6 protein-coding genes are annotated in these 14695 nt (G+C 68.3%); 2 read left to right on the plus strand and 4 right to left on the minus strand.

Annotated features, from left to right (window positions below; translation table 11 throughout):
* Positions 1 to 156: 156 nt before the first annotated feature.
* Positions 157 to 6120, plus strand: coding sequence for an AAA family ATPase (locus QHF83_RS39355; RefSeq protein WP_282423219.1), 5964 nt, complete (start codon positions 157 to 159; stop codon positions 6118 to 6120).
* 330 nt (positions 6121 to 6450) lie between these two features.
* Here QHF83_RS39355 and QHF83_RS39360 read toward each other — a convergent pair whose 3' ends face one another.
* The 4 genes from QHF83_RS39360 to QHF83_RS39375 all read right to left on the minus strand — a co-directional run bounded on the left by QHF83_RS39360 (position 6451) and on the right by QHF83_RS39375 (position 13252).
* Entirely contained in the window at positions 6451 to 8625 is a 2175-nt protein-coding gene (locus QHF83_RS39360; RefSeq protein ID WP_282423220.1) for a response regulator, read from the minus strand.
* A gap of 609 nt (positions 8626 to 9234) precedes the next feature.
* On the minus strand, positions 9235 to 10137 hold the full coding sequence (locus tag QHF83_RS39365; RefSeq protein WP_282423221.1) for a hypothetical protein: 903 nt from the start codon (positions 10135 to 10137) through the stop codon (positions 9235 to 9237).
* Positions 10138 to 10181: 44 nt separating this feature from the next.
* Positions 10182 to 11012, minus strand: coding sequence for a hypothetical protein (locus QHF83_RS39370; protein WP_282423222.1), 831 nt, complete (start codon positions 11010 to 11012; stop codon positions 10182 to 10184).
* Complete coding sequence (locus QHF83_RS39375; RefSeq protein WP_282423223.1) at positions 11009 to 13252, minus strand: TonB-dependent receptor; 2244 nt, start codon at positions 13250 to 13252, stop codon at positions 11009 to 11011. The genes QHF83_RS39370 and QHF83_RS39375 overlap by 4 nt, the downstream gene beginning before the upstream one ends.
* Positions 13253 to 13398: 146 nt before the next feature.
* On the opposite strand from QHF83_RS39375, the gene QHF83_RS39380 reads away from it, so the two are divergent.
* Entirely contained in the window at positions 13399 to 14691 is a 1293-nt protein-coding gene (locus QHF83_RS39380; protein ID WP_282423224.1) for a hypothetical protein, read from the plus strand.
* The last annotated feature ends 4 nt before the right edge of the window (positions 14692 to 14695 follow it).

Raw genomic sequence — 14695 nt, forward strand, 5'->3', positions numbered from 1 at the left:
CCGCCAGCCTCGTCGATGCCGAGCATGAGCGGCCCTCGCCGAAAGCTTGCCCGAAAAGTAAAAATTCCCCAGAGACCGATGGTCGCATTCCACCCCGCTCGATCCTAGATCGACGCTCGGATAGCCGCGCCCCTGGGAAGGCCGCGAGGGAAAACGATGGACCTGCGGGATTACACGCTCGGAGAGGTCGTCTACGACGGGAGCGAAACACGGGTCTGGCGCGCGCTCCATGTCCCTTCCGGGGCGCACGTGGCCATCAAGAGCCCGGTGGCCGCCGTGCCCAGTCCGCGCGTGCTGGGGCGGCTGATCCACGAGCACCAGGCGCTCATGCAGCTCGCGGAGGTGCCCGGGGTGGCGCGCGCACGGGCGCTCGTGCAGCAGGGCGGCACGGCGGCGCTCGTGCTGGAGGATCCTGGCCTCGACTCGCTCGATCGGCTGCTCGCCAAGCAGGGGCGCTTGCCGATCGGGGCCGCGCTTCGGATCGGCCGGCTCCTGTCGCGGGTGCTCGAGGGGGTGCATGCCGCCGGCGTGATGCACAAGGACATCAAGCCGCAAAACGTGCTGGTGGACGAGGCGTGCGAGAGGGTCACGCTGCTCGATTTCGGCATTGCCTCGCTGCTGTCCCAGGAGGCGACCGAGGCGAGCATCCCCGAGGCGCTGGAAGGGACGCTGGTTTATATTTCCCCCGAGCAGACGGGGCGCACGGCGCGCGCGCTCGATACACGCACGGACCTCTACTCGCTGGGGGTGACGCTCTTCGAGGTGATGTCGGGGCGGCTGCCATTCACGGAGCGTGATCCGCTCTCGCTGGTGCACGCGCACCTGGCCAAGGACCCGCCTCCGCTCGATTCCGTCGCCCCGGACGTGCCGCGGGCCGTGGCGGCCATCGTGGCGAAGCTCCTGGCCAAGGATCCCGAGCGGCGTTACCAGACGGCCCGCGGCCTGACGGAGGATCTGGAGGAGGCGCTCCGGCAATGGGACGAGCGGGGCACGGTGGAGCCGTTCGCCCTCGGAAGAAAAGATTTTTCGCGAAAGCTCCGGATTCCGCAGACGCTCGTGGGGCGGGAGCGCGACGTCGAGCGCGTGGGCGAGTCCTTCACGCGCGCCGCGCAGGGCACGACGGAGCTCTTGCTCGTCGGTGGTCCCTCGGGCATCGGCAAGACGGCGCTCGTGCGCACGGTCTACAGGGACATCGCGCAGGCGGGGCGCGGGCTCTTGATCGCGGGCAAGCACGACCAGCTCGCGCGGTCGACGCCGTTCGCGGCGCTTTCGCAAGCGTTCGGGGCGCTGATGCGCCAATGGCTCTCGAGCTCGGAGGCGGTGCTCGAGGCCTGGCAGGAGCGGATCCGGCGCGAGGTCGGGGACAACGCGCGGCTCATCGCGGACGTGGTGCCGGAGCTCGACCTGGTCATGGGCAAGCTGCCGCCGGTGCCGCCGGTGGAGGGCGAGCAGATGCTCAACCGGCAGAAGCTGACGTGGCTGAATTTCGTGCGAGCCGTCACGGCGCCGAACCCGCCGCTCGTGATGTTCCTGGACGACATGCAATGGGCCGACAGCGCCACGCTGATCATCCTGCAGACGCTCTTGACGGACGTGGAGCGCAAATCGCTGCTCGTGATCGCGGCGTACCGCGACAACGAGACGCCGCCCGAGCACCCGCTGTGGAAGCTCGTGGAGGCGGTGGAAAAGAGCGAGGCCAAGGTCTCACGCATGACGGTGGGCCCCCTGTCGGGAGAGCAGGTGCAAAAATGGCTCGCGCGGACGCTGGAGAGCGAGCCCGCGCGGGTCTTGCCGCTTTCGCGTGTGCTTTCGCAGAAGACCCGTGGAAACCCCTTTTTCCTGGAGCAGCTCTTGCTCTCCCTGCACCGGCAAAAGCAGGTGGTGAGGGACCCGGAGAGCGGGGCGTGGCGCTGGGAGCAATCGTCTCTGGAGAGGGCGGGCGTCACCGATAACGTGGTGGCGCTCTTGACGGCCAAGGTGCGCGAGATGCCCGAGCCGACGCAAAAGCTCCTCGGGCTCGCGGCCTGCGCTGGTCACACGTTCCACCTGCAGGACCTCGAGCGGCTCAGCGGGTGGGAGCGCGCCCCGGTGACGGGGGCGTTATGGCCGGCGCTGGATGCGGAGCTGGTGGTGCCGGTCGACGGCGCGTACCGCCCCGCGCAGGCGCTCGGAGGCATTGGCGAGGTGTCGCTGGACGCAGCCTACCGGTTCCTGCACGACCGCGTGCAGCAGGCGAGCTACGAGCGGATCTCGCCGGAGCAGCGGGTGCTCGCGCACCTGGAGATCGGCCGGCGGCTCCGGGCGCGTTATCGCGCCGAGGGGGGGACGGCCCAGCAATTCCTGGAGCTCGTGCGGCACCTGAACCTGGGCTCGGCGCGGGTCGAATCCGTGGAGGAGCGCAAGGAGCTCGCGCGGCTGAACCTCGAGGCCGCGCGCACCGCGAAGGCGGCGAGCTCGTATCGATTGATGGCCAACCTGCTGGACAACGCGCAGGCGCTCCTCGGCGAGCGGGCCTGGGAGGAGCAGCACGAGCTGTCGGTGGAGATCGGGCTCACGCGCCTGGAGGCCGCCTATCTGCTGCGGGAGTTCGACGACGTCGAGGCGCGGGCCCTCGCCTTGCTGGACAGGTCTCTGCCGGAGGTGGCGTGGCTTTCGGCGCAGGAGATCCGCACGCGCTGCTGTGTCGCCACGGGTCAGTACGCGCGGGGAATCGGGCTCGGGATAGCCGCGCTCGCGAAGCGGGGTATCACGTTCCCCGACACGGACGACGCGTGTCAGGTCGCGCTGCTGCAAGAGTCCACCGAGCTGGATCAATGGCTCGAACGAAACCCGGACGGGTTCGATCGCATGCAGGTCGATCCGTCGCTGGAGCACCGGCTCATCGATGCCCTGATGACGCAGGCGCAGCTCTGCACGATCTACGGCGGCCGGCCGATGTTGTATTCGCTGATCATCGCCCGCATCGTGTCCGAGGCGATCCGGCGGGACGCGCTCACGCCTGCGGCCACCTTCATGATCTGCAGCTTCGCCAACGTGTGGTCGGTGGCGACGGGCATGTATCGCCGTGTCATGCGCTGGCTCACGCCCGGGGTGCGTGCCGCGGAGCGCGTGGGATCTCCGATGCTCCCCGAATGCATCGCGCTCAAGGGGATCTACCTGGCCCACTCGAGGCCGATCGATGAAGCGTCCCCCGTCTACGAGCAAGGTATCGCAGCCGGCTTGAAGATCGGGTCCTTTCAAGGCACGAGCTGGGGGCTCTTGTCCGAATTGCTCTACTACCGGGTGTGGCGTGGTCTGCCGCTCGGTCAGGTCGACGCGCAGCAAAAGGCTCGCTGGGATCTGGTGCAGCGCGCAGGGGACGCGGTCGGGCGACACCACTTCGAGCTGGTCGCGTCCTTTTGCGAGGTGCTCATGTCTCCCGACGGAGCCAAGAACCTCCTGGAGGAAGAGCCATTGCCGCGAGGTTCGCGCTCTCTCCTGGCCGATGGGGACAGGTTCACCGGAGGGATCGCTCGTACCCTGGAAGGGTATCTGTTCTGTGCCGTCGGCAAATGGGAGCAGGCGCTGTCGAGCATGCGGGAGGCGGAGCAATTCCAGGCAGACATCCTCGGGATGCCGCCCGTGACGGACATCGCGCTCTTTCTCGCGCTCGCGGCCGCGAAATGCTGGCCCGACGCCGCCACGGACGAGCAGCAAGCGCGGCTCGGGCAGCACATCGAGCATGGCCTGACGCGATTGCGCTACTACAGCGAAGGCTGCGAAGCGAACTTCCTCCACAAGCTGCGCCTCGTCGAGGCCGAATACGCCCGCGTCCTCGGCAAGACCGAGGAGGCGGCGGCCAAATACGACGAGGCCATCGAGCTCAGCCGCGAGCACCGCTTCCTGCACATCGAGGCGCTGGCAGCCCAGCTCGCCGCCGAGTTTCGCCTCTCGTCGGGCAAGAGCCACGTCGGGGCGATGTACCTGCGCGAGGCGCGTGATGCCTACGCGCGCTGGGGCGCTTACGCCGTGGTCGCCCACCTGGGCGCGAGGTATCCCGCCTTGCTCAAGGTGAGCATGCACGAGCCTTCCGCCGAGCGCACGACCGTGACGGCGACGACCACGACCACGGTCGAATCCACGGGCGCGAATTTCGACGTGAAAACCGCGGTGCGCGCGGCGCAGGCGCTCTCGGGCGAGCTCGACCCGGGGCGCGTGGTGGGTCGGTTGATGGAGCTCACGCTGGAGAACGCGGGGGCGCAGCGCGGCGCCCTGGTGCTCAGCGAAGGGGAAGCGCTCTCCGTCGTCGCGCGGCTCTCGGTGGAAGGGAGCCGCATCGAGACGGGGCTGTCGGAGCCTCTCGGGCAGAGTCACGACGTGCCGGTGGCGGTGGTGAAATACGCGGCCCGCACGGGCGAGCCCGTGGTGACGGGCGACGCGAGGTCCGAGGCGCGCTTCGCCGGCGACCCGTACCTCACATCTCACGCGGTCCTTTCGCTGCTGGCGCTGCCGTTGACGCATCGGGGTCACGTGGTGGGCGTGCTGTACCTCGAGCACCGCGACGTGCCGTCGGCGTTCCCTCCCGCGCGCGTGGAGCTCTTGTCGGTGCTCGCATCGCAGGCGGCGATCGCCGTCGAGAATGCCGTGCTGTACCGGGACTTGGAGGTCAAGATCCAGGAGCGCACGGCGCAGCTGCAGATCGCCAAGGAGGCGGCCGACCGCGCCAATCGAGCGAAGAGCGATTTCCTCTCGAGCATGAGCCACGAGCTACGCACGCCGCTCAATGGCATCCTCGGTTACGCGCAATTCCTCATACGAGCGCCCGAGCTCTCGCCGAAGAGCCGCGAAGGCGTGCAGATCGTGAAGAAATCGGGCGAGCACCTGCTTTCGCTGCTCAACGACCTCCTCGACCTGGCGAAGATCGAGGCCGGCAAGATGGAGCTCGTCCCCCTGAAGTTCGACTTTCCCTCTTTCGTGCAGACCATCGTGGACCTCTGCCGTGTGCGCGCCGAACAGAGGGGAATCGTCTTCACCCACGAGGTGCGAGGCCCGGCGCTCGCCGCCGTGCACGCCGACGAAAAGCGCCTGACGCAGGTGCTCCTGAACCTGCTCGGCAATGCCATCAAGTTCACCGAGCGCGGCGCAGTCACCCTGCTCGTCGACGTACTCACCGAGGGCGGAGGAGGTCGGCGCGAGGTGCGCTTCCGGATCGAGGACACGGGCCCCGGCATCGCCCCGGAGCACCTCGCGCGCATCTTCGAGCCCTTCGAGCAGGTGGGAGACCAGAAAGTGAAGAGCGAGGGGACCGGGCTCGGGCTCGCCATCACGAAGAGGCTCATCGAGCAGATGGGCGGGACCATTCATGTCGAGAGCGAGCTCGGCAAAGGGAGCGCATTCACGGTGACGCTCACGCTGGCCGAGGCTCTGCCCTCCGCGGTCGCCGACGAAGCCCCGGGGTGGGACACGATCACCGGGTATCGCGGCGAGCGCCGAAAGATCCTCGTCGTCGACGACAACCCCGGCAACCGCGCATTGTTCTGCGATCTGCTGGTCCCCGTGGGCTTCGACGTCATCCAGGCCGACGGCGGCGAATCCGCGCTACGGCTGGCCCTTCAGCACAGGCCGGCGCTGATCCTGATGGACCTGGCCATGCCGGGCCTCGACGGCTATGAGACCACGCGCCGCATGCGGCAGATGCCCGAGCTCGACGGGGTGGTGATCCTGGCCTCGTCGGCAAACGTCACCGCCGCCGAGCAGCCGAAGGGGGCTCATACCGGCTGGGACGACTTCTTGCCCAAGCCCGTGCAAGCGAGCCTTCTCTTCGACAAGATCGCGCGTTTCCTCGGCGTGGAATGGACGCACGAACCGGTGAAAGCCGCGGCCCCCACGGGGAAAGAGGAGGAAGGCGCGCTGGTGCCGCCCTCGGCCGAACAGCTATCGTTGCTATCGCGGCTGGTGGCATCGGGCCGTATCCGGAACGTGCTGGCGGAGGCAGAGCGAATGCAGCAAAACGAGCCTCGACTCGGCCCCTGGCTCAAGCAGTTCCAGACGCTGGCGCTGTCCTACCAGATACGGAAGCTGCAGGAGTTCGTCGATGAATATGCCGCGGGAGGCCAGGCAGCGGCGAACGAGGGCACCTGACGAGGCGGCGTTTCGCTGGGGCTTTGCCCCAGGCCCCACCAGGGGCTATCCGCCCCTGGACCCGGACCAGCGCAAGCGCTGGACCCGGGGTCGATGAACTGCGCGATGCGCAGTTCATCGAACAGGCCGAGGCAAGACCGGCGACGACCCTGCCAATGAAGACCGTCGTGACTGGCAACGCTGCCCCTGGTCTTGCCACCGGCCTGTGGGAAGAACTGCGCATCGCGCAGTTCTTCCCCCTGAGGTCCAGGGCTTGCCCTGGTTCGGGTCGAGGGGCGAACAGCCCCCGCGGGGTCCGGGGCAGAGCCCCGGCGCGGCGGCCCGTCGTTGCTACACGGACCGAGCGCGGCCGTCTGGGCTCACCTCGCTCCCACCATGGTTTCGCCCGGCCAAACTCGCCACGTGCGCCACGAGCTCCGACGGCTTCACGGGCTTCGCCAGATGCATCTGGTATCCGGCCAGAAGCGCCCGCGTGCGGTCCTCGGCGCGCGCAAATGCGGTCAACGCCAGCGCGGGTACCCTCCCCCCACGCTCCTGCGGCAACTGCCGTACCTTCTGGATCAGCTCGTACCCGCCCTCCTGCGGCATCCCGATGTCGCTCACCAGGACCGTCGGCTGGTCTCGAGCCAGCTCCGCCAGAGCCTCCACGACCGAACCCGCCGTCCGCACCTCTGCGTGGCACTCCACCAGGATCCGCAGGAGCAGCTCCCGCGTATCCGGCTCGTCGTCCACCACCAGCACCCGCACCCCCGTCAAATTCAAGAGCCCACCGCCGCGGTGCCAGGATGGCCGGCGCTGCGGAATCGGGGACGGCCGTTCTCCGGCCAAAACGTCGACATGCTTGGCCCCGAGCGGCAGCTTCACCGTGAAGCTCGCTCCCTGGTCCTTCCCTGCGCTCTGCGCCTCCACCGTCCCCCCGTGCAGCTCGACCAGGTGATGCACGATCGAAAGACCCAGACCCAGCCCGCCGTGCTCGCGCGTGGTCGAAGCGTCTGCTTGCCGGAATTGCTCGAATACGTACGGCAAAAACCCCGGATCGATACCGATCCCCGTATCGGTCACCGCGAGATGCGCAAACGCCCCCTCGCGACGCAGCGATACCTTGACCTGCCCGCCCTTCGGCGTGAACTTCATCGAATTGCTGAGAAGGTTCCACACGATCTGCTGGAGACGATTCGGGTCCCCGAGGACCTGCTCTCCGGCCGTCGCGATGCTGAGCTCCAGGCGGATCCCTTTCGTCTTCGCCGCCGGCTCCGCCGATTCCAGCATCGTTTCGAGCATCTCGGCCAGATCGACCGCCTCCATTTCGAGGCTCAGCCGCCCGCTGATGATACGCGACATGTCCAGGAGGTCGTCGATGAGCTTGGCTTGCGTCCGCGCGTTCCGCTCGATCGTCCCGAGCCCTCGGCGCAGGAACTCGTCCGACGGACCGCGGGTGAGGAGCAACTGGGACCAGCCGAGGATCGCGGTGAGCGGCGTCCGCAGCTCGTGGCTCAAGAGCGCCAGGAACTCGTCCTTCAGCCGCCCGGTACGCTCGAGCTCCGCCCGCGCCGCCTGTTCGCGGGAGAGCAGCCTCTCCCGCTCCGCCTCCGCCCGCGTTCGCTCGCTGATGTCCGTGGAAACCCCGCAAACCGCATACGCCCGGCCCGACTCGTCGAAGAGCGGGCACTTGATCGAGATGTACGTGTGGAGCCCATCGTCCTGGGGTACGGTCTCTTCCTTCTCCAGCGGCCTCCCGGCCGCCGCCACCTGCAGATCGAAAGCACGAAATGCGTCGGCATGCTCCACGGAGAACAAGTCATAGTCGGTCTTGCCCATGAGCGACCGCGCGGTCACATGAAATAACTCCTCGAAGCGGTGGTTGACCATCAAATAGCGGCCTTCGAGGTCCTTGACGTAGATGACCGTGGTGGAGTTGTCGGCGATGGCCTGAAGCAGATGCCGGCTCTCGCGCAAAGCATCTTCCGCGCGCCGGCGCTCGGCGTTCTCCGCTTTGAGCGCGGCGTTCGAGCTCGCCAGCTCGGCCGTGCGCTCTCGCACCCGTTGTTCCAGGTCCTGATGGGCACGCTGTAGCTGCGCGTTCTTCGCTTCCAGCTCCTTTTGCACCTCGCGCAAGCTCAGATGCGTCTTGATCCGCGCGAGCACCTCGTCGATCTCGAATGGTTTGGTGATGTAATCGACGCCCCCCGCCTCGAACCCCACGAGCTTGTTCGCCGCTTCTCCGAGGCAGGTCATGAATATCACCGGGATGTCTCGGGTGCTCTCGGCCGCTTTCAGGCGCCGGCAAGTCTCGAAGCCGTCGATCCCAGGCATCACCACGTCGAGCAGGATCAGGTCGGGTTTCATGAGGCTCGCCCGCTTCAAGGCGTCTTCCGCGTCCTGAGCGACGAGCGCCTGATGCCCTGCGGATTCCAGATGATCCACGAGCACGGCCAGGTTGATGGGCATGTCATCCACGATGAGGATCGTGCCCTCACGAGCACCGGGCGCCGGAGCTCTGCTCATGATCGCCGACCGCCCCAGGCGCGCCGCGTACCGAGACCCGGCGTCACCTTCCACGCGAACTCCTGGGCCAGCCGGCCCGAAAAAGGTAAGCGCCGCCCGTTCGGCTCACCGAGGTGGAAGCCGGCGGATGTCCCGCGTGTCAAAAGCCGAGGCTCGCTCGTACGCAACATCCGCTGCCTCTGCTGCGCCCGGGAGTCCATTTAGCGAACCTCGCTATCCAACTGCTCGATCCTGGGACCTTCGCAAGGCGGCGTCAATTCCAAACTGTGGTCCCCTCGTGGGAGGAGCGCTCGTCTGGCCGGGCGCATGTCTGTCTCGACCTACGGCCGTGCTCCCGCGTCTGTCGAGCCGAACGAGGACGGCTGCGCTCGACATGGACAGGGACGGCCTCCTGGACGACGAGGGCAAGGGCCCGAGCAGCCCTGGAACCTCGACGGCTTCGAGGGCGCCGATGGTTGTCCGGACAAGGGGAGATGACCCGCAGGTATGCGCGTCAAGATTTGGCAAGACCAACGTACGCGTGGTCCGCTCCACATCGCCGCGCGAGGATCCAGCGCGCGCGGGGAGCGTGCCGCAGGGGGCCCGACGGTGTCCCAGAACGTGGGGAGATCACAACGCGCCGACGGTGCAGAGCCCCTCGCCGTTGAGGTGGCCCATCGACGCCGACGACGCGAGCATGAAGGACAGGAGGTCCTGCGAGGCGAGCGGCACGCTCCCGGGGTTGTAGACGACCGGCATTCCCTCGGCGTCCACGAGCGTCATCCCGTCGAGCCCCTTCAGGTCCGATAACGTCTGCGTCGCGAGATCCTCGAGCGATATTTCCTTGTCGGCTCCGGCGGCCGCCGCGAGCGCGTCGAAACGAAGCGACGCCTCCTCGGAGCCGAGCGTATCCCAGAAGAGATGGTCGAGATGAATCGTGATCTCCGCCTCTGTCGTCGTGTTGCCCCGGATCACCACCCCGTCCGTCCCGTCGAGCCCATTCGTGCAGCTCGTATTCCGGGTCGGGTTCGAGAGGCCCCAGGCGAACGTGTAGGTATCGCCGGCTTTCGTGGCCGTCCCCTCCATCCAATAATTGAATGTTCCGTCGATCATGGCCTGCACGTCGGCCTGGGTGACGCCGCCGAGCGCCACGGCGCTCGCATCGGGCGCGGCGATCTCGTACCCGAACCGATCCCAGCGCCTCGCCTCGAGCCCCTCGAACACCGGCAAGGACGCGTCTCCGGTGTGCAGATCGGCCACCCACCACCCCTTCGATTCGATCGCCACCGCGCCGTCCGCGCCGCGCACGTCGAGCGCGCCGAACGAAACGAGCACCTTCGCGAACTGCACGGTCCAGCCATCCGCGAAGGCAATGGCCTCCCCCTCCTCCTCGACGGGGAACCCCGTCTTCGCCGCATCCTCGCCCGTGATCCGGACGGCCAGCGCGCCCGCGCCGCTCGAGGCGTCCTCCCCGCCGCAGCCGGCTGCCATCGCAGAAAGAAAAGAAAGGACGAAGCCCACCATCGTTTTCATCGTATACCCTCCGATACGACGCGCCGAGGGGCGGCGGATCCGCCTCACCGCGCGTCGCGCGTCTCCGCCGAGAATGCGGAAAAACCCCGGGCGCCCAGAAACCAGGCCGTTCGCACCTGGCTCTCGGGCGTGATCACGAACCGCCCCGCCGCGTTTTTCTCCGTCAGCCGGTCGAAATGGGCGCCGTCGAACCAGGCACTCGGGTGGATCACGATCCCCACCACGATCCCGTCGCCGAGCGACACGTCGAGGGGGACGCCGTCGACGCTGCGCTTCGTGCCCTCCTCTTCGATATCGAGCCCACCCTCGAAAGGGACGACCAGCCCGTCCTTCTCCGCCACCCCGACCACGTATGCGTGGTGGCCGCGCAAGGCACCGCCGTCGCCTCCGATCGACGCGCGCGGCGGATCGAGCCGGATCGACAGGGAACGCGCGCGCCCCTCCGTCCCCGGCACGGGGCCGATGTACACGCCGCCGGGATCGAGCACGTCGAAGGCGAGCTGACCCAGCCATTCCCCTTTGACCTCGCCGCCGTCGAAATGCTGGTCCCCTGCGTGGGCATGCGCGTCGGAGACAAGCACGTCCCACAGCATGTCGGACAAACCTTTGCCCCTCGGCGCGCCGAGACCCGCGAGCGGCGGCGGATTCTCGTGAACGTACACGGGCCCGATCGCCACCGTGGCCTCCCCGAGCTCGACCCTCCAGCCGGTGCTCGTCTCGAACGAGCCGGGTGGGAGCCCCGGCCTCCACGCCGTGCCAAACCGCATCTCGAATTCGATCGCGCGCCCGCCGGTTCCGCTTGGCAGGTCACAGCCGGCGGAGCCGAGGCTCCCCAAGGCGAGCAGCGCGAACGCGAAACGTGCGTCGAGATTCATCGTCCTGCCTCCTCCTCGCCCTTCGCCGCCTCCAGATGAAATCGTACCGTCCCGAGGATCTGACGCGGCGGCGCCGCCGCGAAATGCGGATGCGAGAGCCGCGAGGCCGGCGCGTCGGGCAAGCTGAAATTCGACGGGTGATTGAACTCGGCCGCGCGGTTGCGGCGATCGAGCACGTTCGTCGCCTCGATTCCCACCTCGACGAAGCGATACCGGAGGCGCGCCGCGATATCGACCGTGAAGATGTCGTGGCCGAACTGCTCGAGCGGCAAGGGTCGCGGCGCCACGTACGTCGTCCCGAGCGCGCCCGTGGCGCGGAGGCGCACGCCCCCGACCTCGATGTCCTTGCGGACCGAGGTGTCGAGCCGCGCCACCCAGCGGGGGATGTACGGGAGCCGCTTGCCGCTCGTGAATGCATACCACGGCGCGCCCGCCTCGGGCAGGTAGGCCTCGGCGTACGTCAAGCTCCCCTGCGTGTCGATGCCCGCGCGTGAAGTGAGCCTCCCCGAGATTGACGCGCCAAACCGATTCGACGTCCCCACGAGGACATTACGCCCGCGCGCCGCGTCGAACACGAGATCCCGATCCACCCGCGTGAAATACGCGAGCGCTCGCGCGGAGACGTCGAGCGTCCTCCCCTCGGATCGCTCGAAGACAACGCCCGTCTCGAATGCGTGGACCCGGGCAAACGGCGCGCTCTCGCCGTCCGAGAGCGCCTGCGCGTCGCTCGATCGTGATCCCGCGCCGTAACTCGTCATCCACGCGAGCCCCTTCGCGACGCCGATCTCCACCGAAGCGCGGGGCCCGAGCGTGAGCCCGAAGGCCTCGATGGTATCCGACGGCTCCCGCGGACCGCTGCGATCCTTCTCGGGCTTGTTCCGATCCTCGACCGCGAAGCCGAACGTATCGACCCGGATCCCGCCGCGGAGCGTGAGCCACGACGCGGGCCGGAGCTTGCCCGCCGCGTATCCCGCGATGTTCGTGAGCGCGAGGCCGCTCTCGAAATCCACGCGATAGGGCACGCCGCCCACCCGCCGGAGCCTCCGCTGCAGGGTGTCGCCCCGATCGTGTCGCGCGAAATAACCGAGCTCCAGCGATTGCCGGTGTCCCCATGCGTCCACGGCCCGCGTAAAACTCCCCCGCGCGCCGAACGTCGTCGCATCGTAGATCTGCTCGACCCCGTCCCCGCGCTGCGGCTCGCCCGAGGGGCGCACGTCCGTGACGAACCCCGTGAAATTCTCGCGGAGCCGCGTCTTTCGGATCGTGGCGAAGACCTGGTGTGTATGCTCCTCGCGCGTGCCCTTGTGCTCGAATCGGAGGGACGCGTCGAGCCGCGCGACGGCGCCGCCCTGGTTCGGATCGTAGGTGCAGAAGAACTGGCTGTCGTGGTCCTCGGGGCAATCGAGCCTGCGCGCCTCGAAATCGTCCTGACGCACCACACCCGCGCCGTCGAAGCGCGTGGTGTACGCCGAGACGAGCGCGACGAGCCGGCTCGCCGCGCCGAAGCGGTGCTCGTATTGCGCCATCGAGCGGGCCGCGGTGCTCGCCCGGCTCCGACCGAACCCGTCGCTGTCGGTCACGGAGAGGCCGACGAACGTACCGCGCGGCGTGCCCCCGGGGCCCCACAAAAGGAGGAGGCGCTTCGTGTCGAACGAGCCGTACCCCGCCTGCGCAACGATTCCCCGCTCCGCGAGCCCAAGCGTGTATTCGACCGATCCCGCGACCGCGAAATCCCCCTGGCGCGGGTCGAAGGGTCCCTCCACCACGCGTAGCTCCTCCACGAGCTCCGGGATCACGAAATGCGTGTCGGCGTATCCGTGACCGTGCGCGTTCGACGGCTCGTTCAGCGGGATGCCGCCCACGGACATCTCGAGGTCTTGCCCCTCGGCCGCGCTGAAGCCCCGCAGGAAGATGGCCGACGGGTGCCCTTCGCCGCCGTGGTTTTGCAGGAGAAACCCGGGCGCGAGCGTCAGCAATTGCTCGGCCGAGCGCCGCGGCACGTCGGCGAGCTGTCCCACGCGGACGCGGTGATCCCCGGCCGCGCTGGGCGGCGGCGGTCGTGACGAACCGCGCACGACCACCTCGCCGCGCGGCTCCTCGGACTCGTCTGGTTCGTTCGTCGCGGGCGACACCGGCTTTTTCGGCTCGTGGATGGGCCCGTTCGAGGTCGCATCCTCGCGCGGCGGCGAGGGTTCGTCCGCGGACGCGAGCCCCGGCGCGCAGGCGAGCACCAACGGCATGAGCGGGCGCGCGCAGCACCTCGCGACACGAGCCCACGTCGAGGCCTGTCCTTTCCCAGACGAACCGAGGTTCACGGTGGATGGCTCCGTGTACTTCTAAAGCATCTAAGTTGCAACAACAATCTGTACGTGATAAGAGCGAGTGGATGCTCGACCGGTTTTGTCACGTGAAACGTGCTGGTTTGTCGCGCCTCGGGTTCGTCCTCGCCGCGCTCGCGGGGGCGGCGTGTGGCCCCGACGGCGATGTCGCGGGGCCCGCAACGGACCTCGAGACGCGCCACCCCTCTTGGCGTCGCGCGCGGGTGGCCGTCGCGGATGGCGTTTCGGGCGCGGTCTCGATCTTCGACGTCGAAGAGGACGCGTGGATCGCCACGCTCCCAGGGGACGGCCCTGTATCGATGCACGCGACGGAGTCCGGCGATTTCGCGGTGCTGCTCTCCTCCGGGCGCGGCGAAGGGCATTTTTTGCGCGCGGGTGTGTCCGTCGCGCCGCACGACGACCACCTCCACATCTACAAATTCGAGACGGCCCTGCACGAGCTCACCATCGAGGGCGCGGCGCCGGGGGCCACCCTCTCCAGCGCGGGCCAAGTCGCGCTCTTCTTCGAGGGATCGGCGGCGGACGGGGCCCCCGCGCAAGCCGCCGTGGTCTCGGAGGAGGCGCTCCGGATTCGCGGCGAGACGCCGGTGCCGAAGTGGTTCGTCGCGGAGGCACCTCATCGCGGATCGGCGGCTGCCGTGGAAGGAGGTGTCCTCATGACGCGCCCCTTGCCGGGCGACCCGGAAGGGCGAGCCGAGGGCGTCTCATTCGTGAACGAGAGCGGCAGCGCTGAGGTGATCATGCCGAGCTGCCCCGCGCTTTCAGGGGCGGCTCCCGTCGAAGGTCTCGTCGCCTTCGCATGCGAGGACGGAGTGCTCGTCGTGGAGCCGTCCGAGGACGGCGGGAGCATGATCGGCGCCAAGTGGCCTTATCCCGGAGACGGCCCTGCGCGCACGTTGGTGGGGCATGGCCCGCGCGGCTTCGTCGTCGGCGATCTCGGCCCCGCGGCATTGTTTCGATTCGAGGCAGGCACGGGAGCCTCGGCGCGCTTCGACGTGGGCGCGGAGACGTGCCTCTTCGGGATCGAGCCGCGCGGCGAGGCGCTCTTCGCCTTGACGAGCGACGGCGCCCTTCGGCGGATCGAGCTCGCGACGGGCGCGATCACATCACTCGGCGGCATCGTTCCGCCCTTCGCCTGCGAGGGACAGGGGCCGAGGCACGGGCTCGCGCTCACGCCCGATCGCGCATTCGTGACGGCGCCGGGCTCGGGTGAGGTCCTGGAGATCGACGCCGATCCGCTCGTGATGGTCGAGCGGCACGTCCTCGGAGGCGCGCCGAGCGGGATCGTGGTGCTCGGGCTCGACACGAGGAACATCGACCTCGCGCCCGGCGCGCACTGAGGAT

This window comes from Polyangium sp. 15x6 (genome assembly GCF_029960785.1).
Taxonomy (GTDB): domain Bacteria; phylum Myxococcota_A; class Polyangia; order Polyangiales; family Polyangiaceae; genus Polyangium.